This is a genomic window from Micromonospora sp. DT62 (genome assembly GCF_049847285.1).
GTDB classification, from domain to species: domain Bacteria; phylum Actinomycetota; class Actinomycetes; order Mycobacteriales; family Micromonosporaceae; genus Micromonospora; species Micromonospora reichwaldensis.
In genome coordinates this window covers 48,152-74,574 of record NZ_JBNCOB010000008.1, presented here as the reverse complement: position 1 = coordinate 74,574, position 26,423 = coordinate 48,152, and the positions used below count along the sequence as shown (strand labels likewise).

Below are 26,423 nucleotides of genomic sequence, written 5' to 3'. Positions count from 1 at the left end.
CCCCCTGTCTATCAGGCTACGGGCCGTCGGGCGCCCGGTCCGGCGAGAGGTGTACGCGCAGGAAGCGCACGGCCGCCTCGTCGTCGTCGATCCCGCCGGCCTCGTGACCGTTGTACCGCCAGACCGACAGCTCCGTCGGCCCCCGGCAGGCGTTGACGGCGGCGAAGACCGTCGACGGCGGCACGATCTCGTCCATCAGCGCGACGGAGAAGCGGGCCGGCAGGTGGCACCGGCGGGCGAAGTTCACCCCGTCGACGTAGGCCAGGGTGTCCAGCACCCGCTCCTCGGCGTGCCGGTGGACGGCCAGATAGTCGCGGATCTCCCGGTACGGCTGCGCGTCGGTGAGCACGATCGCGCGCGGGATGTCGCACAGGAAGGGCACGCCGGCCACGACGGCCCGCAGGTCGGGCGTCAACGCGGCGACGGCGAGCGCCGCCCCGCCGCCCTGGCTGTGCCCGAGGACCGCGACCCGCGCCGGATCGACCGCCGGCAGGGTCCGGACGGCGTCCACCGCCCGCACCGCGTCGGTGAGGAACCGCCGGTAGTAGTACGTGCGGGGGTCCGTGACGCCACGGGTGGCCACCCCGGGCGCCTCGGGGCCGGCGGCGGCCGGATCCGGGGTGTCCCCCCGGGCCCAGCCCGCGCCCTGCCCCCGGTTGTCCATCTGCAGGTGCGCGAAACCGGCCGAGGCCCACAGCAGGTTCTCCAGCGGGTGGCCCCGGCCGCCGCCGTAGCCGGCGTACTGCACGACGGTGGGCAGGGGCGGCTCGGCGCCGCGCGGCAGGCGCAGCCAGGCCCGCACCGACTGCCCGGCGAACCCGGCAAAGGTCACGTCGAACACGTCGATCGTGGCCAGCCCGGTGGGCACCGGTTCGGCGCGCACCGGCCAGCCGCACTCCCGCGACTCGGCGATCGTGTCCGCCCAGAACCGGTCGAAGTCCGCCGGCTCCCGCACCCCGCCCCGGTACGCCCGCAACTGCTCCTCGGGCAGGTCGGTGAGGGCCACCGCTCAGCCGGCCGACGGCGTGACGGCGAAGCGGGGGTGCAGCCGCCGGGTGTGGTCGACGTGCCGGGCCGGACCGCGCAGCGCGACCGCCGCCACGAGCCGATGGTCGGTGCTGGACGCCGCCAGCCGCAGCTCCAGCTCCCCCGGCTCGACGACGCGCCGCCCGTCGCGCCCCGTGAAGGCGAACAGGTCGGCCGGCACGGCCAGGTCGACCCGGCAGGCCGCGCCCGCCTCCAGCGGCACCCGCAGGTAGCCGATCAGCCGCTGCACCGGCTGGACCACCGAGGCCACCGGGTCGTGGGCGTACACCTGGACCACCTCGCTGCCCCACCGGGAGCCGGTGTTGCGCACCGTGAAGTGCAGCCGCAGCTCACCGTCGGTCGCCGCGACCGGCTCCTCGACGACCAGACCCGACCAGTCGAACGTGGTGTAGCCCAGGCCGTGCCCGAAGCCGAACGCCGGCGTCGGGTCGACGTTGGAGACGTCGCTGGCCTGGCCCAGCCGGGCCGACAGGTAGGTGGTCGGCTGCGCGCCCGGCCCCCGGGGCACGCTGACCGGCAGCCGCCCCTGCGGTGCGACCCGGCCGCTGAGCACGCCGGCGATGGCCGGGGTGCCCTCCTCGCCGGGGAAGAACGACTGCACGATCGCCGCCGCCTCGGCCACCGCCCGGCCCAGCGCGTAGGGCCGCCCGGCGAGCAGCGTCACCACCACGGGCGTACCGGTGTCCAGCAGCGCGTCGAGCAGGTGCTGCTGCGCCCCGGGCAGGGCCAGCGACTCGGCGTCGCAGCCCTCGCCGCTGGTGCCCCGCCCGAACAGTCCCGCCCGGTCGCCGAGCGCGGCGACGACCACGTCCGCGTCCCGCGCCGCCGCGACGGCCGCCGGCACCCCGCCGGTGTCGTCGCCGTCGACGGAGACGCCGGCCACGGTGACCACGACGCTGCCGGGGAACTCGGCGCGCAGCGCCGCCGCCAGGGTGGGCAGCGCGATGCCGACGGGCACCTCGGGATGCCGGGAGCCGACGTGGGCGGGGAACGAGTAGCAGCCCAGCACCGCCGTGGGACTCTCCGCCTGTGGGCCGACCAGCGCGATGCGGGCCGGCCGCTCCAGCGGCAGGCTGCCGTCGTTGGCCAGCAGCACCACGGAGCGCTCGGCCACCTCGCGGGCGAGCGCCCGGTTGGCGGGCGGGTCCAGGTCGACGGTGCCGCGCAGCGCCTCCGGGTCGGACAGGTCGGTGCCGGCCAGCGCGGCCGGCACCGGGGTCCAGTCGGCGTCGAGGAGACCGAGCTGCGCCTTCTGCGTCAGCACCCGACGCACCGCCCGGTCGATCAGTGCCTCCGGTACCGCGCCGGCCGCGAGCGCCTCGCGCAGCGGCTCGCCGAACGTCTTCACCGTCGGCAGCTCGACGTCCACGCCGGCGGCCAGGGCCTCGGCCGCCGCCTCGGCCCAGCTGCCGGCCACGCCGTGCAGGGTGTGCAGGAAGGCGATGCCGAAGTAGTCGGCCACGACGGTGCCCGGGAAACCCCAGGCGTCGCGGAGCAGGCCGGTCAGCAGCTCCCCGTCGGCCGCCGAGGGGACCCCGTCGGTGTCGGTGTAGGCGTGCATCACCGATCGCGCGCCGCCCTCGCGTACCGCCATCTCGAACGGCGGGAGGATCACGTCCGCGCGCTCGCGGGGGCCCATCGCCACCGGCGCCAGGTTGCGCCCGCCCCGGGAGGCGGAGTAGCCGGCGAAGTGCTTCAGCGTCGCCACCACGCCGGCGGACTCCAGGCCCCGCACGTACGCGGTGGCGACCGTGCCCACCAGGTAGGGGTCCTCGCCGATCGTCTCCTCCACCCGCCCCCAGCGCGCGTCGCGCACCACGTCGAGCACCGGGGCCAGCCCCTGGTGCACCCCGACGCGGCGCAGGTCGGCGCCGATGGCGGCGGCCATCCGCCCGATCAGCTCCGGATCGAAGGTGGCGCCCCAGGACAGCGGCACGGGGTACGCGGTGGCGCCCCAGGCGGCGAAGCCGGCCAGGCACTCCTCGTGCGCCATCGCCGGGATGCCGAACCGGTTGGCGGCGGCGACGCGCTGCTGGGTCCGCAGCAGCGACAGCGCGCCGAGCGCGGGGTCGACGGGGGCGGTGCCGAACGGGCGGGTCAGCTGGCCGAGCCCGGTGTCCAGCAGGGCGGCCAGGTCGACCGGTTCCTCCATCTCGTGCTGGTACGGCGCGACCTCTCCCCCGTCGGCGGCGGCGCCGACCCAGACGCCGTAGAGCTGGGCCACCTTCTCCGGCAGGGTCATCGCGGCGATCAGGGCGTCCACCCGGGTCGCGAGGTCGAGGGTCGGGTCGGTCCAGATCGCGGTGCCGGGGGCGATGTCGAGGGTCACGTTGTCGGTCACTTTCCTCCGACGCCCATCAGCCCCTGCACCAGGGCCCGCCGGGCGAACAGATAGACGAGCAGGACAGGCACCATCGACAGCACGACCGCGGCGAGCAGGCCGGGAATGTTGATCCCGTACTGCGTCTGGAAGTTGTAGAGGCCGAGGGTGATCACCTTGGTGGAGTCGGACTGGGTGAGGATCAGCGGGAACAGGAAGCCGTTCCACGCCTGGAGGGCGGAGAAGACCGCGATCGTGGCGATCCCGCCGCGCGACAGCGGCAGCACCAGCTGGGCGAAGACCCGCGCCGGGCTGGCGCCGTCGATGGCCATCGCCTCGTACAGGTCGGGGGTGATGTCCCGCATGACGCCGCTGAGGATCAGCGCGCACACCGGCAGGGAGAACGCGGCGGTGGGCAGGATGACGCCGACGAGGTTGTCGTAGAGCCCCGCTTTGCTGATCAGGTAGAAGATCGGCACGATGACCGCCTGCGCCGGGATCGCCAGGCCCAGCAGGAACAGCCGGAACACGCCGGAGGTGAGCCGGCTGCGGCTGCGCACGATGGCGTACGCCAACGGCGGCACGAGCAGCAGCACGATGGCCACCACGCTCGCCGTCACCACGAGGGTGTTGAACAGGTAGCGGCCGAAGCCCTCGTCGAAGGCGCCGGTGTAGTTGTCGAGGGTGAAGGTGTCGGGCAGGGCGAGCGGGCCGTTGCGGCCGTAGCCCTCGCGGGTCTGCACGGTGATCGCCAGCATGACGTAGATCGGCAGGCCGACCACGAGGAGCCAGGCCAGGGCGCCGATCCCGGCCAGCCAGTTGGGGCGGTGCCGCTTCACAGTCCCTCCATGGTGGAGCGCATCCGGTCGTAGCCGGAGACCCGGACCACGATCAGCGAGATGACGGTGGCGACGACGACGAGGAGCAGGGCGATGGCCGCGCCGGCGCCGAAGTCGAAGCTGCGGAACGCCTGCTCGTACATGTGGTAGGCGGTGATGGTGGTGTCGGTGCCCGGCCCGCCCTGGGTGAGGATCAGCACGGTGTCGAACGTGGTCAGCCCGCCGACGACCATGAGGACCACGGAGGTGATCATGGCGTTGCGCAGCTGCGGCAGGGTCACGTGGCGGAACTGCCCCCACCGGCCGGCGCCGTCGACCTCGGCGGCCTGGTAGAGCACCGCCGGCACGGCGCGGGCCGCGCCCTGGTAGATCAGCGCGTGGAACGGGATGAACTGCCAGCTGCCGACGAAGACCAGCACGGCGATCGCGCCCGTCCGGCTGCCGAAGAGGTTGCCGTCGCCGAACAGCCACGGGGCCTGACCGGGCACGCCGAAGTTCGGGTCGAGCAGCGCCCGCCACAGCACCGACACGGCGGTCGCCGACAGCAGCAGCGGCAGGAAGAAGACGGCGGACAGCACGGCCCGGTTGCGCTGCGGCCCGGCCGCCCACACGCCGATCAGCAGGCTCAGCGGCGTCTGCACCAGCACGCCGAGGGCGGTGAGCAGGACGCTCAGCCACAGGCTGTTGATCATCACTGGGTCGCGGGCGAGCCGCTGCCAGTTGTCCAGCCCGACGTACTCCGGCGAGCCGAGGCCCGCCCAGCTGGTGAAGCTGAGCACGACCACGAGGACCAGCGGCACTAGCGCGAAGAGCCCGAAGAACAGGGTGGCGGGGAGGGCCCAGGCGAAGCCCGGGCGGCTGAGGGTGGGGCCGCCCGGGCTTCGTCGGGCCCGTCGCTGCTCCGTCGCGGCGGAGGCGGCGAGGGTGGTGGTGGACATGGTCGCGCTCAGCCCGCCTGCAGGGACTGCATCGCCTTGATGAAGCCGGCGGCGTCCATCCGGCCGTTGCAGTACTGCTGCACGGCCTGGTGGATGGTCGTGGTGGCGGCCGGCGGGTACGCCTGGTCCCAGGAGAGCTGGAAGTTCGGGGCCTCCTTGACCAGGGTGAACTGGTACTTCAGGTAGTCCGGGTTGGTGGCGCCGTCGAGGAACTTCTCGGTGTTGGTGGTGGTCGGCAGGTTGCCGATGGCGAGCTGCGCCTGGACGAACTCGTCGGAGTACTGGAGCTTGAGGAACTCCGCCACCGCCTCCGGGTGCTTGGTCTTCTTCAGCACGGAGTAGAAGTTGTTGGTGTTGCCGACCACGTTGCGCGGGTCGCCCTTGCCGCCCGGGACGCTCGGGAAGGCGCTCCAGCCGAGGCCCTCGGCGGCGAAGGTCGGGTTGGCGTCGTGGTGGGTCGAGTAGTTCCAGGAGCCCATCAGCTCGAAGCCGGCCTTGCCGCTGGACAGCAGTGCCGGAGAGCCGCCGTCGGTGAACTTGACCGAGTCGAAGTTGGTGCCGAACGCGCCCGCGTCGGTCAGCTGCCGCAGCAGCTCCAGGGCGCGGCGGCTCTCCGGGCTCTCCCAGGCGCTCTTGTCGCCGCCGAGCGCCTTGGCGAACAGCTCGGGGCCGGCCACCCGGTCGTAGAGGTACTGGTACCACATCTGGGTCGGCCACTGGTCGCCGCCGCCGAGGGCGATCGGCGTGATCCCCTTGCCCTTGAGCGTCCGCACGGCCGCCAGCAGGTCGTCCCACGTCTTCGGTGGGGTGATGCCGGCGTCGGCGAGGACCTTCTTGTTGTGGAACAGCAGCACCGGCTGGGTGCCGCGCATCGGCACGCCGTACGCCTTGCCGTCGACCATTGCGGTGTTGAAGACCGACGGCAGGAAGTTCGCCTTCAGCCCCGGGTCCTTGGCGATCATGTCGTCGATCGGCAGCAACAGGTCGGCCTTGACGAACGGGGTGATGCTGCCGCCGCCCCAGTTGAAGAAGACGTCCGGCGCCTGCTTGGTGTTGATGATGGTCTGGAGCTTGGTCTGGTAGTCGGCGCCGGGGATGGTGTCCAGCACCGCCTTGACCTTCGACGTCTTGTTGAACGTCTCGACGAGCTGTTTCTCGACCTTGTTGGTGGCGTCGCCGTACACCAGGATGCGGATCTCGTCCGGGCCGGCGGCCGAGTCACCGTCACCGCAGGCGGTCAGTGGCAACGCCAGCGCCAGGGCGGCGCCGAGCGCGACGACCCGGGCGAGCCGCGTGCGTAAAGTCATGATCGACCTCTCGTGGTGGGGGTGTGGTGGGGGACGTCGCCGCCGGCGCGACGACCGAAAGGTGTCCGACAAGTTTCCGGAATACTTCCGTAACTCGTCCGAACGCTAGAACCGACCTGCCGTGTCGTCAACCCCCGATCGTGGGGCAAGATGGGCCGGTGGAGCGGCCCCGCCGTTCCGGACGTTTTTCGGTGGTCACGGGTACGGTCGATCTTCCGACCGGTGAAGGAGACGCGGGTGGACGGCGACGACGGGCGCAGGATCACCATCACCGCAATCGCGCGGGAGGCCGGGGTCTCGGTGCCCACCGTGTCGCGGGTGCTCAACGGGCGCTCGGACGTGGCTCCCTCCACCCGCGAGCGGGTGGAGGAGCTGCTGCGCCAGCACGGCTACCAGCGCCGCGGCAGCCGTACGGTCAGCCGCGTCGGCCTGGTCGACCTGGTCTTCAACGACCTGGACAGCCCCTGGGCGGTCGAGATCATCCGAGGGGTCGAGGACGTCGGGCACGGCGCGGGCGTCGGCACGGTGGTCTCCGCGATCCACCGCCAGTCGACCGCCGCCCGGCAGTGGTTGCAGAACCTGCGGGCCCGCGCCACCGACGGCGTCATCTTCGTGACCTCGCACCTGAGCCCGCCACTGCACGCGCAGCTGCGCCGCCTCAACGTGCCCGTGGTCGTCGTCGACCCGGCCGGCGTGCCCGCCACCGACGTGCCCACCGTCGGCGCCACCAACTGGGCCGGCGGGCTCGCCGCGACCGAGCACCTGCTGTCGCTCGGGCACCGGCGGATCGGCTTCGTCGCCGGACCGACCCACCTGCTGTGCAGCCGCGCCCGCCTGGACGGCCACCGGGCCGGGCTCGAGGCGGCCGGGGTGCCGGTGGAGGACCGCCTGGTGCACCCCGGCGACTTCTACCACGCCTCGGGCTTCGCCGCCGGGACGGCGCTGCTCGACCTCGACGACCCGCCGACGGCCATCTTCGCGGCCAGCGACCAGATGGCCTTCGGCGTCTACGAGGCCGTCCGCCGCCGCGGGCTGCGGATCCCCGACGACGTCAGCGTCGTGGGCTTCGACGACCTGCCCGAGGCCCGCTGGGCCTCACCGCCACTGACCACCGTCCGGCAACCGCTGGTGGAGATGGGTCGCCTGGCCGCCCGGACCGTGCTGCGGCTGGCGCAGGGCGAGGGCATCGACTCCCCCCGGGTGGAACTCGCCACCAACCTGGTCGTCCGGGACAGCACGGCGCCGCCGCGCCAGCCGTGAGCGCCGCCGCACGGCTCGCCGCCCGGCCGCGGCGCTCCCGACAGCGTTCCGGAAGTTCCGGAGGATCGCCACCGGCCTGACCGCCGGGCAGTCACCGCACGCGACCCGGCGGACGTTCCGGAACGGCGCACCGTCCCCGCCGCCCCGGGCCGCCCGGACGTACCGGAACGACGCCGCGGGCGGCGGGGGCCGCCGGGCCGTCGGGTTCAGCGGTGCGGGTGGTGGTGCCGGACCGCGCGCCGGATGTCCACCGGCAGGGCGGGCGCGCCGTCGACCGGCGCGGGATCCTCGACGGTGGGGGCGATACCGCCGGCGGCGATCCGGTCGAGGGTGGCGAGGCCGGCGGCGTCGATCGAACCGAAGACCGTGTAGTTCGGGCGCAGCGCCGAATCCCCCTGGACCAGGAAGAACTGGCTACCGTTGGTGTCGGGGCCCGCGTTGGCCATGGCGAGGGTGCCCCGGGCGTAGAGCCGGCGTACGCCGGTCGGGTCGGTCGGCGCCGGCGGCAGGTCGGTGGGCAGCTCGTCGGCGTAGCGGTAGCCGGGACCGCCGGAGCCGGTGCCGGACGGGTCACCGCACTGGAGCACCTTCAGCGTCGGGTACGCGGTGAGCCGGTGGCAGGAGGTCCGGTCGTAGAAGCGGTGGCGCACCAGGTGCAGGAAGCTCTGCACGGTGCAGGGGGCCGCCTCCCGGTCGAGGGTCAGCCCGATCGGCCCCTGATTGGTGCGCAACGTGACCCGCACGCTGCCCCGGTCGGGGGTGCGCCTCGGGTCGGGCGGCAGCGGGACCGGCCTGGCGGCGGGGTCCTCGGGCGTCTCCGTGTAGGCACACGGGCCGGGCGTGACCCGGGAGACGGCGGCGGCGTCGGCCGGGGCTGCGCCGGGCGCGGCGACCGCGGCGGCGCCGCCACCGGTGACCAGCGCGCCCGCGACCAGGGCCACCCCGGCGAGGCGGGACAGCGTACGGGCCGGCCGGCGGGGTGCCTCGATCGACGGCGGGACGGGGTGCGGTCGCGGTTCGCTCGACACGGGGATCCTCCTGGACTCGTGGCGCTGGAAAGACCGGAGTCTATGGATCCCGTCGTCGCTTGTCGATCCGCCCCGCCCGCGTCCAGGTCAGGAAGGGGCCCTGCCGTACCGGCGCCGGGCCGCCCGGCGGCGCCAGAGCAGCGCTGCCCCCAGCAGCGCGACCGCCCCCGCCGAGAGCGCGGCCACGGGCCACCGGGCGATCAGCCCGTCCCCGAGCGGGCCGCTGGCCGCGGCCGGGCGCGGATCGATGGTGGCGGCGAGCGCGGGTGGCGAGGGGGTCGCCGAGGCGGTCAGCTCCCCGGGCTCGACCAACCGGCCGACGGCGGAGCCCCGCGGCAGCGTGAAGCCCCAGTCGAGCAGGGCCGCACCCTGCTCCCAGCCCCGCGCGGGCTGCGGCTCGGCGCCGAGCAACGTGACCACCAGCCGCCGCCCGTTGCGCTGGGCCGCCCCGACGTAGGTGTGCCGGGCCAGGTCGGTGAAGCCGGTCTTGCCGCCGAGCGCGCCCGGGTAGCGGTAGATGAGCTGGTTCTCGTTCTGGATCTCGAAACCCTTGGTCCGCTGCGCCGGCTGGGCGGGGATGCGGTGCGTCTCGGTCAGCGCGTACCGGCGGAACGTCGGGTCGGCGAAGCAGGCCCGGGCGACCAGCGCCAGGTCGTACGCGCTGGTGAACTGGCCTCGTCCGTCGAGGCCGGAGGGGGTCACCGCGTGGGTCTGGAGGGCGCCGAGGCGGTGCGCCTCCTCGTTCATCGCCCGCACGCCGCCGGCCATCCCGTCCGGCCCGCCGCCGAGGCGGGCCAGCACGTTGGCCGCCTCGTTGCCGGACTGGAGCAGCAGCCCGAGCCAGACGGTCTCGATCCGGTACCGCCCGCCGGCGACCAGCCCGACGGCCGAGGAGCCGGGTTCGATGTCCATGTCCCCGTCGGTGACGGTGACGACCTGCTGCGGGTCGAGTCGGGGCAACATGGTGGCCGCCAGCAGCAGCTTCTGCACGCTGGCCGGGGTGCCGTACTCGTGCGGGCCGCAGCCGCCCAGCACCTGGCCGGTGTCCAGGTCGGCGACCAGCCACGAGGTCGCGGTGACCGCCGGCGGGCGCGCGGCCCCCGCCGGGACGACCAGCCCGCCGGTGTCGAGCGCCGGGCCACCCACGGCCCGCTCCCCCGGCACGGCCGGCGGCGGTGACGGACGCGGCGGCCGGGACACCCCGGGCGCGGGCGCCTTCGGGCAGGGCGCGGACCCGACGGAGCCGGGCGCGGAACCGACGACAGCGGGCGCGGACGTTGCCACGCCGGGCGGGGACGCGACGACACCGGGCGCGGAGGTCGCGGACGCGACGAGGCCGGGCGCTGACGTCACGGGGGCGACGGGACCGGCCGGGCCGGCCGCCGCGGGAACGGGAGCGCCGGTGCCGAGGAGGACGGCGGTCGCCGTGGCCGCCAGCAGCCGAACCTTCATGCACCGCACCCTAGTCGGCGGAGTTCGGGGCAGGGGCCGGGTTCTCCAGGCCCGGGGCGCCCGGGACGGGTCGGAGGCGTGGCCGGCTCACCCCCGCCCGACCGTTTCCGGGACGCGGACTCCCTGGTTCCGGGACCATCGGCCCTGCCGCGGGGCGCGGTCGGGACGGAAGCTGGAAACTGAAAGCGGTAGCCGATCTTCCGGTTTACGTGCCGGGTGCCGCCGTACCGGCGTCCCCGCCCCGCGGGCCGCCCGACACCGACGAAGGGACGACCATGGAAGCCCTCTCGCTGACCCGCCTCGCCGACGAGCAGCTCGCCGCCGCGCGGGAGGCCGACAGCGGACGCAGCGCACGTTCCCTGCACGCGGGCCGGGACCGTCGCCTGCGGCAGACCCTGCTCGCCCTGCGCGGCGGTCGGTCCCTCGACGAGCACGACAGCCCGGGCGAGGCGACGCTGCAGGTGCTCGTGGGGCGGGTGCGCCTGGTCGCCGGGGACGCGTCCTGGGAGGGCGACGCCGGCGACCTCGTGGTCATCCCGCCGCTGCGGCACGCGCTGCACGCCGTCACGGACGCCGCCGTCCTGCTCACCGTGACGCCGCGGCCGTGAGCACCGTCCCGGCCCGTCGTCACCGCCCGGTCGGGCGCCCCGCCGTGGGCGTCCCCGGCCACGCTCCGGGCCGGGGCCGGTCGCCGGGCTGGGTGCCGCCGCAGCACGGCGCGTGGGCGATGCTGCTGCTGCCCTTCCTGGCGGCGCTGACCGTCACCGGCCCGCACCCGCTGCACCTTCTCCTGCTCGGGGCCGCGCTCGCCGGATACCCGCTGTCCTACTTCGGGTTGCAGGCGGTCAAGACCGGGCGGATCCGCCGGGTACGACCGCACCTCGTCGGGTACGGGCTCGCCACCGTCGCGCTCGGCACTCCGGTGCTGGTGGCCCGGCCCGCGACGCTCGCCTACGCCCCGATCTTCGTGGCCCTCGCCGCCGTCAACGCCGGCCACGCGCGCCGGCGCCGAGACCGGGCGTTCGTCAACGACCTCGCCTTCGTGGCGCAGTGCGGCCTGCTCGGTCTCGTCGTCGCCACGGTCGCCGGGGTGCCGTGGACCAGCGTGGCCGGGGTGACGGTCGTGGCACTGGGCTACCTGGTCGGCACCGTCGTCCATGTCAAGACGATGATCCGGGAGCGGGACAGCGTCCGGTACCGGTGGGTGTCGTGGACGTACCACGCCGTCGTCGCGGTCGCCGCGGCGCTCTGGGCGCCGGTGCCGGTCGCCGTGCTCTTCACGGTGCTGCTGGCCCGGGCGGTGCTGCTCGCCGGGCGTCGGGTCGCGCCGATGCGGGTGGGGCTGGTCGAGACGGCGTGTGCCCTGCTGGTGCTGGGGGCGGTGGCGCTCTGACCCTGGCGGGGGCGGGGCGCTGCCGGGCCCCGACGGCCCGCGTCGACGGGAGGGCTCCCACGGGGCGGGACGCACCGCGTCGGTTGGCTCACAAGCCGTTGCCTCCGGCAGCGCTCACCGACTAGAACCGGGGAACGATCGCCCGGACCGCCCGGCGACGGTGGCGAGGTGATGGCCGTGGCTCTGATCTCCTACGACGACGCCGACGCGGCGGCCTTCGCCGCGACCCGGGAGCTGCCACGCAGCGGCCTGGACCGGTGGCGGCACGCGGTGCAGCAACACCTTCGGCCCCGTACCGGCACCACGCTGCTCGACCTCGGGGCCGGCACCGGCGCCTGGGCCGCCGCCTTCACCGAGTGGTTCGGCGCCCGGGTGGTGGGGGTGGAGCCCGCCAGGGCGATGCGCTCCCGCGCCAGCCACCGGCCGCTGCTCGCCGGCGACGCGGTCGCGCTGCCGCTGCGCGACTCCGTGGCGGACGCCGCGTGGCTGTCCACGATGGTGCACCACATCCCCGACCTCGACGCGGCGGCGCGGGAGCTGCGCCGGGTGCTCCGGCCGGGCGCCCCCGTGCTGATCCGCTCGCCGTTTCCCGGCCGGCACCAGCGGATCACGCTGTTCCGCTGGTTCCCGGAGGCGGTACGCGTCCTCGAGACCTATCCGGACCTGGCGCGGGTGCGCGCGGCGTTCGCCACGGCCGGGTTCACCGTCAGCACCGTCGAGCCCGTCGCGCAGACCACGGCGGCGTCGCTGGCCGAGTTCGCCGAGCGCCTCGACCGCCGGGCCCACACCCCGCTCCAGTCGATCACCGACGAGGAGTACGCCGCGGGGCTGGCCCGGCTCCGGGCCGCGGCCGCCACGGCGACGGGCCCGGTCGTCGACCACCTCGACCTGCTGGTGCTGCGCTGAGTCACCCGGGCAGGGCCGGGTCGCGGTGGCGCAGGTAGTCGTACAGCGCGGCCGAGGCGTGCAGCCGTCGCAGGCTGCGCCGGTGCAGCTCCTGCTCCCGCTTGGCCAGCTCCGCGTGGACCCGCTGGGCACTGCCGGTGGTACGCATCTCGCCGAGCACGGCCGCGACGATGTCGAACGGGTACGCGCCCCGGCGCAGCAGCGCCACGACCTGCGCGGCGCGCAGCTCGGCCGCGTCGTACACCCGGTAGCCGGTGCCGCGCTCGCGGACCGGCCGGAGCAGGCCGCGCTGCTCCCACAGCCGTAGCTGCGAGGTGCGGACGCCGACCAGGTCGGCGACCTCGCCGATGCGGGCCCCGCGCCGGGGCGCCGGCAGGACGGCGGCCGGGCTGGTCACCACGGTCTCGAACGCGCCGAGCACCCGCCGGATGTCGGCCCGCTCGCGGTCCAGCTCGGCGTGGCCGGCGTCGAGCGCCGCCAGCGCCGCCGCCAGGTCGCCCCGGTGCACCGCGGCCATGACCTCCCGGGTACGCGCCCAGCCGTGCCCCTCGGCCATCCGCCGGACCACCGCCAGCGCCCGCACGTGGTCGCCGGTGAAGACGCGGTAGCCGGCGGGGGTGCGCTCGACCGGGGGCAGCACGCCGAGGTCGACGTAGTTGCGCACCTGCTGGACGGAGATGCCCGCGGTCGCCGCGACCTCCGCCCCCCGCCACCGTCCGGTCCGTCGTCCCGCATCCACCACCGGGCCACCCTACCGGTCTACACGTGGTTTGAGACTTTCCCTCCCGCCCCGGGCCGCCGGCGCCGCAACAGGAGTGTGAAACCCTCCACGGGAGGTTGAATGAGACGATTGAAGGCGGCCTGGCCCCCGTAGATGTACCCCGGGCGGGACTCCGCCCACGATCTCGCGAAGGGTTCGCATGCAGCAGCCAGCACGGTCCGCCGCCGACAGCCACGACATGATCGAGGTGCGCGGCGCCCGGGAGAACAACCTCGCCTCCGTCTCGGTGGACATCCCCAAGCGCCGGCTGACCGTCTTCACCGGGGTCTCCGGCTCCGGCAAGTCCTCCCTCGTCTTCGGGACCATCGCCGCCGAGTCGCAGCGCCTGATCAACGAGACCTACAGCGCCTTCCTCCAGTCGTTCATGCCGAACGTGAGCCGCCCCGACGTCGACTCGCTGCGCAACCTCAGCGCGGCCATCGTCGTCGACCAGGAGCGGATGGGCGCGAACTCGCGCTCCACCGTCGGCACCGCCACCGACGCGTACGCGATGCTGCGCATCGTCTTCAGCCGGCTCGGCACCCCGCACGTGGGCGGGGCCGGCGCGTTCAGCTTCAACCTGGCCGAGGGCATGTGCCCGGCCTGCGAGGGCCTCGGGCGGGTCTCCGACCTCGACGTCGGCGAACTCGTCGACGTGGAACGCTCGCTCAACGACGGCGCGATCAAGGTGCCCAACTTCGCCGTCGACTCGTGGTACTGGCAGACCATCGTCCACTCCGGGCTGTTCGACCCCGACACGAAGCTCCAGGACTACACGCCGCAGCAGTGGCAGGACTTCCTCCACAAGCCGTCCACGAAGATCAAGGTGGGCAGCAACAACTGGACGTACGAGGGCCTGGCGGTCAAGGTGCGCCGGCTCTACCTGGCCAAGGACCGCGAGTCGATGCAGGCGCACATCCGGTCGTTCGTCGACCGGGCGGTCACCTTCACCACCTGCGCCGCCTGTGGCGGGACCCGGCTCAACGCGGCGGCACTCTCCTCCCGGATCGCCGGGCGCAACATCGCCGAGTGCTCGGCGATGCAGATCAGCGACCTGGCCGGGTTCGTCCGCGCCATCGACGACCCGTCGGTCGCCCCGCTGACCGGTAACCTGCGCGACCTGCTCGACTCGCTGGTCGAGATCGGCCTGGGCTACCTCAGCCTGGACCGCGAGTCCGCCACCCTCTCCGGCGGCGAGGCGCAGCGGGTGAAGATGGTCCGGCACCTCGGTTCCAGCCTCTCCGACGTCACGTACGTCTTCGACGAACCGACGGTCGGCCTGCACCCGCACGACATCGCCCGGATGAACGACCTGCTGCTGCGCCTGCGCGACAAGGGCAACACGGTGCTGGTCGTCGAGCACAAGCCCGAGACGATCGCCATCGCCGACCACGTGGTCGACCTCGGGCCCGGGGCCGGCACGGCGGGCGGCCGGATCTGCTTCACCGGTGACGTCGCCGGCCTGCGCCGCTCCGACACCCTCACCGGCCGGCACCTCGACCACCGGGTACGCCTGCGCGAGCACGTACGCCGGCCGTCCGGCCAGCTGTCGATCCGCAACGCCGACCTGCACAACCTGCGCGAGGTCGACGTCGACATCCCGCTGGGGGTGCTGACCGTGGTGACCGGGGTGGCCGGCTCCGGCAAGAGCTCACTGATCCACGGCTCGCTGCACCGCCGCGACGGCGTGGTGGTCGTCGACCAGTCGCCGATCCGGGGTTCCCGGCGCAGCAACCCGGCCACCTACACGGGCCTGCTGGACCCGATCCGTGCCGCCTTCGCCAAGGCCAACGGGGTCAAGGCGGCGCTGTTCAGCGCCAACTCCGAAGGCGCCTGCCCCACCTGCAAGGGCATCGGCCTGGTCTACACCGACCTGGCGATGATGGCCGGCGTCGCCTCGGTCTGCGAGCGGTGCGAGGGGCGGCGCTTCACCGACGAGGTGCTCACCTACCACCTGCGCGGGAAGAACATCAGCGAGGTGCTCGCGATGCCGGCCACGGAGGCCCGGGACTTCTTCCCCGGCGGCCCCGCCCGGGCGATCCTCGACCGGCTGGTCGACGTCGGGCTCGGCTACCTCACCCTGGGCCAGCCGCTCAACACGCTCTCCGGCGGCGAGCGGCAGCGGCTCAAGCTGGCCATCCGCATGGCCGACAGCGGGAGCACGTACGTCCTGGACGAGCCGACCACCGGCCTGCACCTGGCCGACGTGGACCAACTGCTCGCCCTGCTGGACCGGCTGGTCGACGCCGGCAACACCGTCGTCGTCATCGAGCACCACCAGGCGGTCATGGCGCACGCCGACTGGCTGATCGACCTCGGTCCGGGGGCGGGACACGACGGCGGCCGGATCGTCTTCACCGGCACGCCGGCCGATCTGGTCGCCCACGGCGACACGCTGACCGCCCGTCACCTGCGCGAGTACGTGGGCCGCTGAGCCACCGGCCGGACGGGGGCGGCGACCCTCCGGACGCCACCCCGGGGCCGGTCACGCCCGGGGCCGGTCACGCCCGGCCCCGGATCGCATCGCCCTCCGGCCCGGATCGCATCGCCCCCGGCCGCCCGGGTCCACGTCCCCCGGCTGCCTGGCCTGGGGCGGTGCCCGGGGTCGTCCCCCGGGCGGTCAGCGTCCCGACACGGGGACCGCCCGGGCGGACGGCGCCGCCAGCCGGCGCGCCCAACGCCGTAACGGCGACACCGACGCCGCGACCGGAGTGAGCAGCCCGACGATGATCAGCAGGGCGTCGAAAAAGAGCGTGGCGAGTACGACGAGAACGGCCAGCGACGCCACGGTGCGGGCGGTCACCGACGCCGGGCGGGCCGGCGCCCGGTGGGCGCCGTGGTGGCGGACGGGGATGCGGGGTGGAGCCATGGTGCCTGGTACCTGCCTCGGAGATCGAGGTGCGGCGCCACTCATACCCCCCGTGAGCTGCCCAAACACGTCCGATGACAAGCACCACAACCCGACGCGCCCGCCTGCCCGGCGGGGCAGTCGCCACTGCGGTGCCCCCGGTGCGGGCGCGGTGCGCGGCTCCGGCGCGGTGCGCGGCTCGGGCACGGTGCGCGGCTCGGGCACGGTGCGTCAGGTTAGGCGGCGCAGCCAGCGACGCTGCCAGGGCGTCTCCACGGCCCGCGGGCGGTAGGTGGCGCGCACCCAATCCACCGCCCGCTCGGGCGGCAGCCCGTCGAGGATCGCCAGCGCCGCCAGCGCGGTGCCCGTACGCCCGGTGCCGCCCCGGCAGGCCACCTCCACCCGCTCGCCGCCGTGGGCGCGGCGCAGCGCCTCAGTCAGCGCGTCGACCGCGTCCGCCCGGTCGACCGGGACCCAGAAGTCGGGCCACCGGATCCGCCGGTGCGGCCAGGCGGGCGTTGGCCCGGGGGCCAGCAGCAGGGCGAAGTCGGCGGGCGACGCCTCGTCCGCGATCCGCCGCCCCCGTACCCGCGCCCCACTCGGCAGTGAGACGACCCCCACTTGCTCGCCCCACGCCCGTACATCACTCATCCCCCCATCCTCACGTCCACCCCGCTCCCCCGCCGCCCCGCCTCACCCCCCTCACCTCAATCCCCACGTTGATCATGAAGTTATCGACGAATTCGATCGCCAAAAGTGGCAACAACTTCATGATCAACGGCGGGGGGTGGGGGGCGTGGGAGGGGGTCAGGGTGGGGGTGGGGTTTTCGGGCGGGCGCGGAGGTGGGCGCGTTCGCCCTGTCTGCCGAAGAGGCTGAGGAACTCGACCGGCTCGGCGTCGGCCGACCCGAACCAGTGCGGTACGCGGGTGTCGAACTCCGCCGCCTCCCCCGGCGTGAGCACGAGGTCCTGGTCGCCGAGGACGACCCGCAGCCGCCCGTTGAGAACGTAGAGCCACTCGTAGCCCTCGTGGGTCTGCGGATCGGGCTCCGCTCTGCGACCGCCGCCCGGGATCACCAGCTTGTACGCCTGGATGCCGCCGGGCCGGCGGGTCAGGGGCAGCATGGTCATCCCGTGGCGGGTGACCGGGCGCAGGTGGACGCGCGGGTCGCCGGTGGACGGGGCGTCGACGAGTTCGTCGAGCGTGACGCCGTGCGCCCTGGCCAGCGGGAGGAGCAGTTCGAGGGTGGGCCGGCGGGAACCGGACTCCAGCCGGGAGAGCGTGCTCACCGAGATGCCGGTCGCCGCCGACAGGTCGGCCAGGGTGGTCTCCCGCTGCCGGCGCAGCGCGCGCAGCCGGGGACCGACCGCGCCGAGCGCCTGGTCCAGGTCGTCGTCCATGCCGCCATCTTGCCACTGTGGCAACAATGTTTGCCACCGCGGCGGCGGCGACCGCATCGTGGTCGCGGGAGGTGGTCACGGTGACCGAACAGTTGGATGGCAGCTACGACGTGGTGGTGGTCGGAGGTGGCGCCGCGGGGTTGAGCGGGGCGCTGACGCTGGCCCGGGTACGACGATCGGTGGTGGTGCTCGACTCGGGCGCGCCGCGCAACGCCCCGGCCGAGGGCGTGCACGGGCTGCTGGCCCGCGAGGGGATCCGGCCGGCCGAGCTGCGGGAACGCGGCCGGGCGGAGGTACGTGGCTACGGCGGCCGGGTGGTGACCGGCGAGGTCGCCGCCGTGGCTCGCGACGACGACGGCTTCACGGTGACGCTGGCCGACGGTCGGACGGTCCGCGCGCGCCGGCTGCTGGTGGCCACCGGGCTGGTGGACGAGTTGCCGGACGTCCCGGGGCTGCGGGAGCGCTGGGGCAGGGACGTGCTGCACTGCCCGTACTGCCACGGCTGGGAGGTCCGCGACCGGGCCATCGGCGTGCTGGCCAGCGGGCCGTTCTCGGTGCACCAGGCGCTGCTGTTCCGGCAGTTGAGCGCCGACGTCACGTACTTCCCGCACACCATGGCGCTCTCCGCCGAGCAGGCGGAGCAGCTGGCGGCCCGGGAGATCCGCGTGGTCGACGGCGAGGTCGCGTCCCTGGAGGTCGCGGAGGACCGCCTCGTGGGCGTACGGCTGGGCGACGGCACTCTCGTGCGCCGGGAGGCCCTGGCCGTCTCGTCGCGGATGGTGGCGCGCGCCGGCTTCCTCGCGGCGCTCGGGCTGCGGCCCTCGGCACACCCGGCGGGGGTCGGCGAGCACGTCCCCTCCGACGCGACGGGCCGCACCGACGTGCCCGGGGTGTGGGTCGCCGGCAACGTCACCGATCCGGCGGCCCAGGTCGGTGCCGCCGCGGCAGCCGGCGTGGTCGTCGCGGCCCAGATCAACGCCGATCTCGTCGCCGAGGAGACCCGACGGGCCGTCGCCGTCCGCCGCGCCCCGTTCTCCGCGCGCTCGGAGGCGGCACTCTGCGAGCAGGTGGTGGGCGACCGTCGCCACGGCCTGTGACGTCCCGACAGGCACCGGTGGGCCGTCCCGCCGGGAGCGCGGAGACTCTGGCGGTGCACGGCGACCCAGCCGAAAGGCGGCCCGACGCGGGCGCGGCGGCTCAGGTGGGCGGCGGGCCGACGCGGGCGCGGGCCTTCCTGGCGCACGCGTCGAGCACGAGACGGGAGTCCAGCCCGAGGCTCTCGATGGCGACCAGCGCGGTGAACGCCGCGTCCGCCAGTTCCGCCGCCACGTCCTCGCGGCTGTGCGTGACACCCTTGCGCGGGTTCTGGCCGAGCAGACCGATCCAGGCGCTCGCCGCCTCCCCCGCCTCCTCGGTCAGCTTGAGGATCCGGCAGGTCATTTCGGTCTGTCCGGTGCCGTTGGCGGCGTCCAACCAGCCGCGCGAGGCCCGGACCGCGTCCCAGATCGACTCGTCCACGCGACCAGTGAACCGGACGGAGGTCACGGTCCGTATCGCGGGACGGTTGGCGGGTAACCGGGTCCGGGTGATAGCAACAGGGACTAGCAGCAGCAAGCGAAGGGACGTGTCGTATGCCGGAGACCGTGGAGACGGTGTTCACCAGCGTGGTCGCCCGCAATCCGGGCGAGCCGGAATTCCACCAAGCGGTACGCGAGGTGCTGGAGAGCATCGGCCCGGCACTGGCCAGACACCCCGAGTACGCCGAGGCGCGGATCATCGAGCGGATCTGCGAGCCGGAGCGGCAGGTCATCTTCCGGGTGCCGTGGGAGGACGACCGCGGTCGGATCCAGGTCAACCGGGGCTTCCGGGTGGAGTTCAACAGCGCGCTCGGCCCGTACAAGGGCGGGCTGCGCTTCCACCCGTCGGTCTACCTGGGGATCGTGAAGTTCCTGGGCTTCGAGCAGATCTTCAAGAACGCGTTGACCGGGCTGTCGATCGGTGGCGGCAAGGGCGGCGCGGACTTCGACCCGAAGGGTCGCTCGGACCGGGAGGTGATGCGGTTCTGCCAGAGCTTCATGACCGAGCTGTACCGGCACATCGGCGCGGATACCGACGTGCCGGCCGGGGACATCGGCGTGGGCGGCCGGGAGATCGGTTACCTGTTCGGCCAGTACAAGCGGATCACCAACCGGTACGAGTCGGGGGTGCTCACCGGCAAGGGCCTGGCGTACGGGGGCGCGCAGGTGCGCCGGGAGGCGACCGGCTACGGGGCGGTCTTCTTCACCGACGAGATGCTCCGGCAGACCGGGGACAGCCTGGAGGGCAAGCGGGTCGTGGTCTCCGGCTCCGGCAACGTGGCGATCTACGCGATCGAGAAGGTGCACCAGCTCGGCGGGCGGGTGGTCGCCTGCTCCGACTCGTCCGGCTACGTCCTCGACGACAAGGGCATCGACCTGGAGCTGCTGCGGGAGCTGAAGGAGCAGCGCCGGGCCCGGCTCGACGACTACGCCCGGCACGTGCCGCACGCGGTGGCGGTCTCCGGCCGTACCGTCTGGGAGGTGCCCTGCGAGCTGGCGCTGCCGTGCGCGACGCAGAACGAGATCGGCGGCGCGGAGGCCGCGGCGCTCGTGGCCGGCGGCTGCGTCGCGGTGGTGGAGGGCGCGAACATGCCCACCACGCCGGAGGCGGTACGCATCCTCGGCCGGGCCGGGGTGCGCTTCGCGCCGGGCAAGGCGGCCAACGCCGGCGGGGTGGCGGTCAGCGCGCTGGAGATGCAGCAGAACGCCAGCCGGGACTCGTGGACGTTCGCCGAGTCGGAGCAGCGGCTGCGCGACATCATGCGGAACATCCACGACCGCTGCTGGAGCACGGCCGAGGAGTACGGGCTGCCCGGCGACTACGTGGCCGGGGCCAACATCGACGGGTTCCGCCGGGTGGCGGAGGCGATGCTGGCCCACGGCCTGATCTGACGGGGCGACCGGTCAGTCTCGGCAGCGCCGGCGCTGCCCACCCGGGGACGACGCGCGTCGTCCCCGCCCCGGCAGCGCCGGCGGCTCAGAAGCTGCTGACCAGCTTCACGAACGCCTCGTTGATCATGGCGGGGTCGGTGGCGTCGAACGCCTTGCCCGACGACGCCTTGGCGATCCGGTCCAGCGTGGCGAAGTCCGAATCCCCGTCGAAGGCGATGCAGAAGACCTTCACCGGGCGCCGCGGGTCCAGGGCGACGTCGGCGAGCAGCCGGGCCAGGTCGTTGTCCCGGGCGTACTCGTTCTTGCCGTCGGTCAGCACCACGACGGCGTTGATCCGGTCCGGGTCGTACCGGTCGAGCAGCTGCCGGTGGGCGGCCCGGACCGTCGCGTAGAGCGCGGTGTCGCCCGCGACGTGCAGGCCGGCGATCCGGCTGTTGATCCGCTTCTGGTCGAAGTCGCCGAGCCGGACCTCCTCCCGGTACGGGCCGTCGGGCCGCTTCGAGGTCTCCGAGGAGAACGACCAGAGCCCGACCCGGTCCTCGGAGTTGAGCAGCGCGAGCCCCTTGACCGCCGCCGCCGACGCGACCTGGAAGCGGGTGCTGTCGCCGACCCGTTCCTGCATCGACCCGGAGGTGTCCAGGGCGATCAGGATGTTGGCCTTCTTGCGCAGCGTGCTCCAGTCGTCCAGCATCGCCTCGACCACTCCCGGGTTCGGCGGCGCGAAGTAGGTCAGCCCGCCCGTGGGCTCGGCGCCGACGCTGGCGAGCAGCTCCGCCGAGGCCCGCCGCTCGTGGTCGCGGAAGCCGAGGCGGTCGAAGCTCGCCTGCTGGTCGTCCGCGGTCAGGAACTTCAGGAAGTCGGCCGCCGCCACGCGCTGCCGTTCGTCGGCGGAGGGGAGCACCACGAACGGGTGGTCCAGGTTGAAGGTGCCCTCCTTCGGGTGGACGGCGACCAGCGGCACCTTCGGCCGCGGGCCCCGCTCCTGGCCCTCCTGCCTCGGGCTCAGCCCGCCCTCGTTGTAGAGGTGGACCAGTTCCTCCTGCATGACGATGGCGCTCATGTCGCCGGCGCCGGCGCCCGTGCCGGCCAGGTCGGCCTCGGCGAGGTCGCGCAGCAGTTCCACCGAGTCGTCGCTGTAGTGCGACACGTTGGCCTCGATCTGCCGGACGAACCGGGTCACCTTCGGATCCGCCAGGTCCGACGTGGTGAGGTCGCTGGAGCGCTGCGCGGCGGCGTAGTAGGTGGCGATGGTCGCCGCCAGCCCCGAGGTCGAGAGGTTCGGGTTGTCCTTGCCGAAGGTGAACCGGCCCCACTCCGGTTTGCCGAAGCCCGCCCAGCCCTGCCGCCCGGAGAGGCCGAGGATCTCCCCCCAGCCCAACGGCCCGCGCTGGCGTACCAGCTCGCCCTTGGGCTGCGGCATCGCGATAACAAGCGGGCTGTTGGCGATCGACGGGTAGCGGCCCGGGGTCTGCGGTGCCCGCCCGGCGGCCTCGTCGAGCAGCCGCAGCTGGCCCGTCCACAGGCTCGACGTCGGCAACCAGACCTGCGGCTGCGGCAGGCCGGTGCCGCTCCACCCGGCGGCCAGCACCTCGGTGGCCTTGCCCGAGTTCAGGGCGCTGACGTGCACCTGGGCGCAGCCGCCGCCGTCGAGCGACCGGTCGCTGTCGTTGTACCGCTTCGCCAACTCGACCAGCAGCGCCGCCTTCTCGGTCGAGGAGTTCACGTCCAGGCGGACGGCACAGTCGGCCCGGGGCCGGTCGGTGCCCGCGTCCCGCTGCCGGACGAGCACGAACGCCCCGACGATGACCAGCAGCCCGGCGGTGACGGCCGCGGTGTACGGCAACCACTGTCGTGCGCGCAGCGGGGCTGGGGCCATGGCGACGTCCTCCTCGGCGGTCAACTGGTGGCAGTCAACCTATCGGTGCGGTGCCACCGGCAACGCCCGACCCGGCGTCCGGGACGAACCGCCCCCGCCCATCCGCGCCCCCGCGGGTCAGGGGCGGCCGGAGCGGCCGCCGAGCGCCGTCGCGACCAGCAGCCGAACCGCGTAGACCACGACGAAGGTGGCCGCCCCGGTCGCCGCGGCCGCCTCCACCGCGCTCGACGCGACGTAGCCGGCCGCGGCGCCCACCGAGCCGAGGAAGATCGCGGTCGAGATGCCCCAGGCGTCGGTCGACTCACGACGGAGCCGCCGCCCCCAACCGCCGCCCGCCTGGCCGGCGGGCGCGGAAGCCGTGGACGGGCGCTGCGACGTCTGTTCAAGGCGCGTCGGCGCCGTCGGTTCCGGCCGGTCCGGCGGCGGATCCGACGCGGTACGGGGCAACGGCAGCGGCTGGCCCGGCGTCGGCGCGCCGGCGGTCTCGTTGCCGAGTTGGAGCACGGTCTCCCGGCGCAGCGGGCCCGCGTCCCGGACGTCCTGCCCGAGCAGCCGCATCAGCACCTCTTCGGCCTCCGGCCGCTCCGCCGGATCCTTGGCCAGGCACTGCCGGATCAGCTCGTCGAGGCCCGGTGGCAGCGCAGGCAGGTCGGGCGGCTCGTTGAGCACCCGGTGCATCACCGCGAAGAGCGAGTCGGTGCCGAACGGCGGCCGGCCCCCGGCGGCGAAGGCGATGGTGGCGGCCCAGGCGAAGACGTCGCAGGGTGGCCCGATCGAGTCGTTGCGGAACCGCTCCGGGGCCATGTACGCGGTGGTCCCCAGCACCCGGCTGGTGACCGTCTCGGTGACGCCCAGGGCGCGGGCGATGCCGAAGTCGATCACGCGGGGGCCGTCACGGCCGAGCACCACGTTGTCGGGCTTCAGGTCGCAGTGCACGACGTCGCAGCGGTGGATCGCGGCGAGCGCGGTGGCCGTACCGACGGCGAGGCGGTGCAGCGCGTTGCCGGCGACCGGGCCCTGCTCGCGGACGTGCCGGTAGAGGGTCGGGCCCTCGATGAACTCGCTGACCACGTAGGGGCGTTCGCCGTCAACCTCGGCGAAGAGCACCTGCGCGGTGCAGAACGGCACGACGCGGCGCGCCGCGGCGATCTCCTTCATGAACTGCGACCGCGCCCGCAGGTCGCTGAGGTCGATGTTGATCATCTTGACGGCCACCTGGTGGCCCTGGTCGTCCTCGCCGAGGTAGACCACGCCCTGGCCGCCCGCGCCCAGCCGACCGAGCAGCCGGTAGGGGCCGGCGGTCACCGGGTCGTGCGTCCACAGTGGCGCCAACCCCGGCACCGGCGAGCCGGCCAGTCCTGTCATCCCGACTCCATCGCTGTCGTGTCCCCGGCCACCCGGCAGCGGAGGACACGGTCATGGTGCCATGCCGCCGCCTGCTGGCCGAGGGGTGCCCGGACGGACGGACGGCCGGCCTCCCCCCGGGCGGGCCGCGGCGGATCGGGTGGGCCTCGGCGGATCGGGTGGGCCGACGCGGCGGGACGACCGAGGCGGTACGGGACGAGCTGGCGCCCGTCGGAGGATCTCCGACGGGCGCCAGCCGTTCCGCGGTGTCCGGGCACTGCCCGAAGGGGAGCTTCACCGTCAGCGCGCGGCTCCCATGCCGAAGCGGTGGCGCTTGCGCCAGACCAGCGACAGCAGCAGGAGCACCGCGCCGGCGCCGACGAGGCCGCCGCCGAACTTCATCGGGGTGCTCAGGCTGTCGCCCGTGACGGGCAGCGGCGGCGTGTGCTTCTTGAGCACGGTCAGCGTCGCGGTCGCCACCCGGTGGTACGTCTGGCCTTCGGCCCGGAAGGTGTACGTGCCGTGGTGACGCGGCGTGTAGGTGGTGCGGAAGTAGCCGTCGTCGTCAGCCGTGACCTCCAGGGTCCTGGGGTTCGGCTGCGGTGCCTGCTGGAACGAGACCGGCGCCATGGCGACGATCTCGCCGTCGCTGCGGCGGGCCTGGTCGGCGCCCGGCACGGCGGCGGCGAGCGGCGACGTGCTGACGGTGATGATCACCGTCTCGCCCGGCCCCCAGCCCTTGCCGATCAGGGTGGCGGTCTGGCCGACCACGACGGTCGGCGGCTTCACGGTGAGCGTCGGGGTGCCGCCCGGCGGGTAGACCGGTGGTTGTGGCTTTCCGGTGCCCGGCGTCGGCTGCGGCTGCGCCGCCCCCGCTGCGGTCGGCACGGCCAGCACGGCCAGACCGACCGTGAGCGCCATGATGATGCGGGATAGCCGCATGATTGGTTCCCTCCTACTGATCACAGCTTGGTGCGGAAACAACTTGGGTGGTCCATGGAGTGGCGGTGGGGGTCAGCCACAGCTCGGCGGTACCGACGCCGGTGGTCGCCGTCAGGACGGTGACCTCCAACGTGCGGGAGCCCCCCGGGCCGACCTCGACGTTGGCCGTGCTCACCTGGCGGCGCCGTTCGGTGCCGCTGCCCACCGCCGTCTCGACGCCGTCCAGACGGGCGGCGAGCACCGCCCCGCCGGCGGGGCTGTGCACCGACACCAACGTGCGGACGGTGTACGGGTCACCGGCCAGACCGAGGCCGAGGACCGACTCGCTGAGGCCCGACTTCGGCGCCGACGAGTGCAGGGTGACCCGGAGTCGGAGCTCCCGGCGGCCGTCGGGCCGGCAGTCGCCGACCGCCAGGGTCGCCGACGGCCGGAGGTAGTAGCCGAGCTTCGCGCCGCTGCCGTCGTTGAGGAACACGCCGACCGTGGGCACGGTGTCCTTCTCCGGAAGCGCCCCGGCCAACCGGCTGTCGCCGATCTTCCGTTGCTCTTCGTGTCGGGCACTCCAGAACAATATCCGGCGTTCAGTGACAGCACGGTCAAATGAGGACAATAACGCCTTCGGGTCCACATTCTTCGTGACCAGCGCGTCGAACACGGCGGCGGCGGAGGCGGCGAAGAAGGCGTCCTGTTCCTCGTTGTCCATCCGCTGGTAGCTGTCGCTGAGCACCGTCTGCACGACCTTCTCGGCGGCCAGCGGGACACCCCCCGGCACCATCACCGGCCCGGTGGCCTTGAGCAGGTACGACAGCACCACCGGGTCGACGGCGAGCACCCCGTCCACGGTGGTGCCCGTACGCTGGCGGAACATCTCCCGGTAGAGGGCGGCGGCGGTCGGGAAGTGCGGGGTGAGGTTGACGTCGGCCGGATAGATCCCGGGCAGGTCGGCCCAGAGGCTGCGCACCTCGGCGGGCACCTTCAACGGCGGCTGGAACCGGCCCAGCGTGCTGCTGGTGCCCTGCCGCCCCATCCGGACCCGACCGTCGGCCGCGTGGATGACCGCGTACGCGCCGATCATCCCGCCGGTGGCGCGCAGCTCGGCGGGGTTCTGGGAGACCACCAGGTAGGTGCGGGGGCCGTCGGCGCCCAGCAGCGCCGGCAGCAGCCGGCTGGCCTCGTCCGCGGCGGCGGTCAGGCCGGCCAGCCGGTCGATCTCGCCCCGCAGGTCGCCGAGCGCCTGTCGGACCTGACCGACCAGGCCCTCGGTGGGCACCGTCGCGAGGCTGTCCCGGGCACCCTGCACCGTGGCGTTGACCCTGGCCAGCTCGGCCGACAGGGCCCGCAGCCGACCCACGTCCAGCCGCCCGCCCGCCGGCACCAGGCTGGTCAGGTCGGCGCGCAGCAACGGCGGGAACGCCTGCCGGGCCAGGTCGTCGATGGCCACCGAGATCTGCCGGACGGCCGCCAGGTTGTCCCCCGCGTACGGGGCGTGCCGACCGACCCACCAGCCGGGGTCGCCGGTCGCCGCCCGGGCGCTGCCGGACTGCGCCTGGAGCGCCGCGAGGGTGCGCTGCGCCCGGGCGGTGTCACCGCCGACCACCTGGGCGCTGAGCTCCCGGGCCAGGCCGGCGGCGTTGAGCAGGTGGGCGCGGGCCTGCCAGCCCCGGAAGCCCACCCAGCCACCGGTCAGCAGCAGCAGCGAACCCACCACGAGGGCGGCGAGCAGGGCCCGGCGCAGCTGCCGCCGCCGGCGGGAACGACCACGCCGTCGACGCGGTCTCGCGCTCTCCGTCACA

Annotated in this window: 23 protein-coding genes; 7 read left to right on the top strand and 16 right to left on the bottom strand. The window is 74.1% G+C overall.

What is annotated here, in order from left to right:
* Positions 1-16 precede the first annotated feature (16 nt).
* The 5 genes from ACPXCB_RS14400 to ACPXCB_RS14380 are packed head-to-tail and all read right to left on the bottom strand — an operon-like array spanning position 17 to position 6,451.
* Entirely contained in the window at positions 17-1,006 is a 990-nt protein-coding gene (locus ACPXCB_RS14400; protein ID WP_425875618.1) for an acetylxylan esterase, read from the bottom strand.
* Positions 1,007-1,009: 3 nt separating this feature from the next.
* Positions 1,010-3,388, bottom strand: a complete 2,379-nt coding sequence (locus tag ACPXCB_RS14395; protein ID WP_425875616.1) for a beta-glucosidase — start codon at positions 3,386-3,388, stop codon at positions 1,010-1,012.
* Positions 3,385-4,206, bottom strand: coding sequence for a carbohydrate ABC transporter permease (locus tag ACPXCB_RS14390; RefSeq protein WP_425875614.1), 822 nt, complete (start codon positions 4,204-4,206; stop codon positions 3,385-3,387). The genes ACPXCB_RS14395 and ACPXCB_RS14390 overlap by 4 nt, the downstream gene beginning before the upstream one ends.
* The gene (locus ACPXCB_RS14385; RefSeq protein ID WP_425875612.1) at positions 4,203-5,144 is read right to left on the bottom strand and encodes a carbohydrate ABC transporter permease; all 942 of its coding nucleotides are present in this window, start codon (positions 5,142-5,144) and stop codon (positions 4,203-4,205) included. The genes ACPXCB_RS14390 and ACPXCB_RS14385 overlap by 4 nt, the downstream gene beginning before the upstream one ends.
* 8 nt (positions 5,145-5,152) lie before the next feature.
* Positions 5,153-6,451 carry an ABC transporter substrate-binding protein gene (locus tag ACPXCB_RS14380; RefSeq protein ID WP_425875611.1) on the bottom strand — a complete coding sequence of 433 codons (1,299 nt, stop codon included), beginning with the start codon at positions 6,449-6,451 and terminating at the stop codon, positions 5,153-5,155.
* A 237-nt stretch (positions 6,452-6,688) separates the two neighbouring features.
* Here ACPXCB_RS14380 and ACPXCB_RS14375 point away from each other — a divergent pair, with 237 nt between their 5' ends.
* A complete protein-coding gene (locus tag ACPXCB_RS14375; RefSeq protein WP_425875609.1) occupies positions 6,689-7,711 on the top strand; it encodes a LacI family DNA-binding transcriptional regulator in 1,023 nt (340 codons plus the stop codon).
* A gap of 206 nt (positions 7,712-7,917) precedes the next feature.
* Here the strand turns inward: ACPXCB_RS14375 and ACPXCB_RS14370 are convergent, their stop codons facing one another.
* Both ACPXCB_RS14370 and ACPXCB_RS14365 read right to left on the bottom strand, forming a co-directional pair.
* The gene (locus ACPXCB_RS14370; protein ID WP_425875607.1) at positions 7,918-8,739 is read right to left on the bottom strand and encodes a peptidylprolyl isomerase; all 822 of its coding nucleotides are present in this window, start codon (positions 8,737-8,739) and stop codon (positions 7,918-7,920) included.
* A gap of 87 nt (positions 8,740-8,826) precedes the next feature.
* Positions 8,827-10,191 (bottom strand): D-alanyl-D-alanine carboxypeptidase family protein, encoded by a 1,365-nt coding sequence (locus ACPXCB_RS14365; protein ID WP_425875605.1) that lies wholly within the window; start codon positions 10,189-10,191, stop codon positions 8,827-8,829.
* A 275-nt stretch (positions 10,192-10,466) separates the two neighbouring features.
* Between ACPXCB_RS14365 and ACPXCB_RS14360 the strand changes: the two genes are divergently transcribed.
* The 3 genes from ACPXCB_RS14360 (at position 10,467) to ACPXCB_RS14350 (ending at position 12,490) form a co-directional block, all read left to right on the top strand.
* Positions 10,467-10,799 carry a cupin domain-containing protein gene (locus ACPXCB_RS14360; RefSeq protein ID WP_425875604.1) on the top strand — a complete coding sequence of 111 codons (333 nt, stop codon included), beginning with the start codon at positions 10,467-10,469 and terminating at the stop codon, positions 10,797-10,799.
* Positions 10,796-11,584: a YwiC-like family protein gene (locus ACPXCB_RS14355; RefSeq protein WP_425875602.1), complete on the top strand. Its 789-nt coding sequence runs from the start codon at positions 10,796-10,798 to the stop codon at positions 11,582-11,584. The genes ACPXCB_RS14360 and ACPXCB_RS14355 overlap by 4 nt, the downstream gene beginning before the upstream one ends.
* A gap of 177 nt (positions 11,585-11,761) precedes the next feature.
* On the top strand, positions 11,762-12,490 hold the full coding sequence (locus ACPXCB_RS14350) for a class I SAM-dependent methyltransferase (protein ID WP_425875600.1): 729 nt from the start codon (positions 11,762-11,764) through the stop codon (positions 12,488-12,490).
* 1 nt (position 12,491) lies between these two features.
* Here ACPXCB_RS14350 and ACPXCB_RS14345 read toward each other — a convergent pair whose 3' ends face one another.
* On the bottom strand, positions 12,492-13,232 hold the full coding sequence (locus ACPXCB_RS14345; RefSeq protein ID WP_425875598.1) for a MerR family transcriptional regulator: 741 nt from the start codon (positions 13,230-13,232) through the stop codon (positions 12,492-12,494).
* A gap of 178 nt (positions 13,233-13,410) precedes the next feature.
* On the opposite strand from ACPXCB_RS14345, the gene ACPXCB_RS14340 reads away from it, so the two are divergent.
* A complete protein-coding gene (locus tag ACPXCB_RS14340; protein ID WP_425875596.1) occupies positions 13,411-15,684 on the top strand; it encodes an ATP-binding cassette domain-containing protein in 2,274 nt (757 codons plus the stop codon).
* Between the two features lie 186 nt (positions 15,685-15,870).
* On the opposite strand, the gene ACPXCB_RS14335 is transcribed toward ACPXCB_RS14340, so the two are convergent.
* The 3 genes from ACPXCB_RS14335 to ACPXCB_RS14325 all read right to left on the bottom strand — a co-directional run bounded on the left by ACPXCB_RS14335 (position 15,871) and on the right by ACPXCB_RS14325 (position 17,499).
* On the bottom strand, positions 15,871-16,119 hold the full coding sequence (locus tag ACPXCB_RS14335) for a hypothetical protein (RefSeq protein WP_425875594.1): 249 nt from the start codon (positions 16,117-16,119) through the stop codon (positions 15,871-15,873).
* Positions 16,120-16,329: 210 nt separating this feature from the next.
* Entirely contained in the window at positions 16,330-16,749 is a 420-nt protein-coding gene (locus ACPXCB_RS14330) for a protein-tyrosine phosphatase family protein (protein ID WP_425875592.1), read from the bottom strand.
* A 156-nt stretch (positions 16,750-16,905) separates the two neighbouring features.
* Positions 16,906-17,499, bottom strand: a complete 594-nt coding sequence (locus tag ACPXCB_RS14325; RefSeq protein ID WP_425875590.1) for a helix-turn-helix domain-containing protein — start codon at positions 17,497-17,499, stop codon at positions 16,906-16,908.
* 80 nt (positions 17,500-17,579) lie between these two features.
* On the opposite strand from ACPXCB_RS14325, the gene ACPXCB_RS14320 reads away from it, so the two are divergent.
* Positions 17,580-18,596: an NAD(P)/FAD-dependent oxidoreductase gene (locus ACPXCB_RS14320; RefSeq protein ID WP_425875588.1), complete on the top strand. Its 1,017-nt coding sequence runs from the start codon at positions 17,580-17,582 to the stop codon at positions 18,594-18,596.
* 100 nt (positions 18,597-18,696) lie between these two features.
* Here ACPXCB_RS14320 and ACPXCB_RS14315 read toward each other — a convergent pair whose 3' ends face one another.
* Positions 18,697-19,017, bottom strand: a complete 321-nt coding sequence (locus ACPXCB_RS14315) for a MazG-like family protein (RefSeq protein ID WP_151455153.1) — start codon at positions 19,015-19,017, stop codon at positions 18,697-18,699.
* 113 nt (positions 19,018-19,130) lie between these two features.
* Here ACPXCB_RS14315 and gdhA point away from each other — a divergent pair, with 113 nt between their 5' ends.
* A complete protein-coding gene (gene gdhA / locus ACPXCB_RS14310; RefSeq protein ID WP_425875586.1) occupies positions 19,131-20,468 on the top strand; it encodes an NADP-specific glutamate dehydrogenase in 1,338 nt (445 codons plus the stop codon).
* A gap of 85 nt (positions 20,469-20,553) precedes the next feature.
* Here the strand turns inward: gdhA and ACPXCB_RS14305 are convergent, their stop codons facing one another.
* From ACPXCB_RS14305 to ACPXCB_RS14290, 4 genes are all read right to left on the bottom strand, one after another.
* A complete protein-coding gene (locus ACPXCB_RS14305; RefSeq protein ID WP_425875584.1) occupies positions 20,554-22,368 on the bottom strand; it encodes an extracellular solute-binding protein in 1,815 nt (604 codons plus the stop codon).
* A 93-nt stretch (positions 22,369-22,461) separates the two neighbouring features.
* The gene (locus ACPXCB_RS14300) at positions 22,462-23,709 is read right to left on the bottom strand and encodes a serine/threonine-protein kinase (protein WP_425875583.1); all 1,248 of its coding nucleotides are present in this window, start codon (positions 23,707-23,709) and stop codon (positions 22,462-22,464) included.
* A gap of 279 nt (positions 23,710-23,988) precedes the next feature.
* Positions 23,989-24,630: a hypothetical protein gene (locus tag ACPXCB_RS14295; protein ID WP_425875581.1), complete on the bottom strand. Its 642-nt coding sequence runs from the start codon at positions 24,628-24,630 to the stop codon at positions 23,989-23,991.
* Positions 24,631-24,643: 13 nt separating this feature from the next.
* Positions 24,644-26,422: a DUF4012 domain-containing protein gene (locus ACPXCB_RS14290; protein WP_425875579.1), complete on the bottom strand. Its 1,779-nt coding sequence runs from the start codon at positions 26,420-26,422 to the stop codon at positions 24,644-24,646.
* Between the last annotated feature and the right edge of the window lies 1 nt (position 26,423).

What these genes read in the sequence shown, in the direction of transcription:
- ACPXCB_RS14295 (WP_425875581.1), bottom strand. Translation starts at nt 24,630, where the DNA reads ATGCGGCTATCCCGCATCATCATGGCGCTCACGGTCGGTCTGGCCGTG.
- ACPXCB_RS14360 (WP_425875604.1), top strand. Translation starts at nt 10,467, where the DNA reads ATGGAAGCCCTCTCGCTGACCCGCCTCGCCGACGAGCAGCTCGCCGCC.
- ACPXCB_RS14365 (WP_425875605.1), bottom strand. Translation starts at nt 10,191, where the DNA reads ATGAAGGTTCGGCTGCTGGCGGCCACGGCGACCGCCGTCCTCCTCGGC.
- ACPXCB_RS14325 (WP_425875590.1), bottom strand. Translation starts at nt 17,499, where the DNA reads ATGGACGACGACCTGGACCAGGCGCTCGGCGCGGTCGGTCCCCGGCTG.
- ACPXCB_RS14340 (WP_425875596.1), top strand. Translation starts at nt 13,411, where the DNA reads ATGCAGCAGCCAGCACGGTCCGCCGCCGACAGCCACGACATGATCGAG.
- ACPXCB_RS14300 (WP_425875583.1), bottom strand. Translation starts at nt 23,709, where the DNA reads ATGACAGGACTGGCCGGCTCGCCGGTGCCGGGGTTGGCGCCACTGTGG.
- ACPXCB_RS14330 (WP_425875592.1), bottom strand. Translation starts at nt 16,749, where the DNA reads ATGAGTGATGTACGGGCGTGGGGCGAGCAAGTGGGGGTCGTCTCACTG.
- ACPXCB_RS14335 (WP_425875594.1), bottom strand. Translation starts at nt 16,119, where the DNA reads ATGGCTCCACCCCGCATCCCCGTCCGCCACCACGGCGCCCACCGGGCG.
- ACPXCB_RS14385 (WP_425875612.1), bottom strand. Translation starts at nt 5,144, where the DNA reads ATGTCCACCACCACCCTCGCCGCCTCCGCCGCGACGGAGCAGCGACGG.
- ACPXCB_RS14380 (WP_425875611.1), bottom strand. Translation starts at nt 6,451, where the DNA reads ATGACTTTACGCACGCGGCTCGCCCGGGTCGTCGCGCTCGGCGCCGCC.
- gdhA (WP_425875586.1), top strand. Translation starts at nt 19,131, where the DNA reads ATGCCGGAGACCGTGGAGACGGTGTTCACCAGCGTGGTCGCCCGCAAT.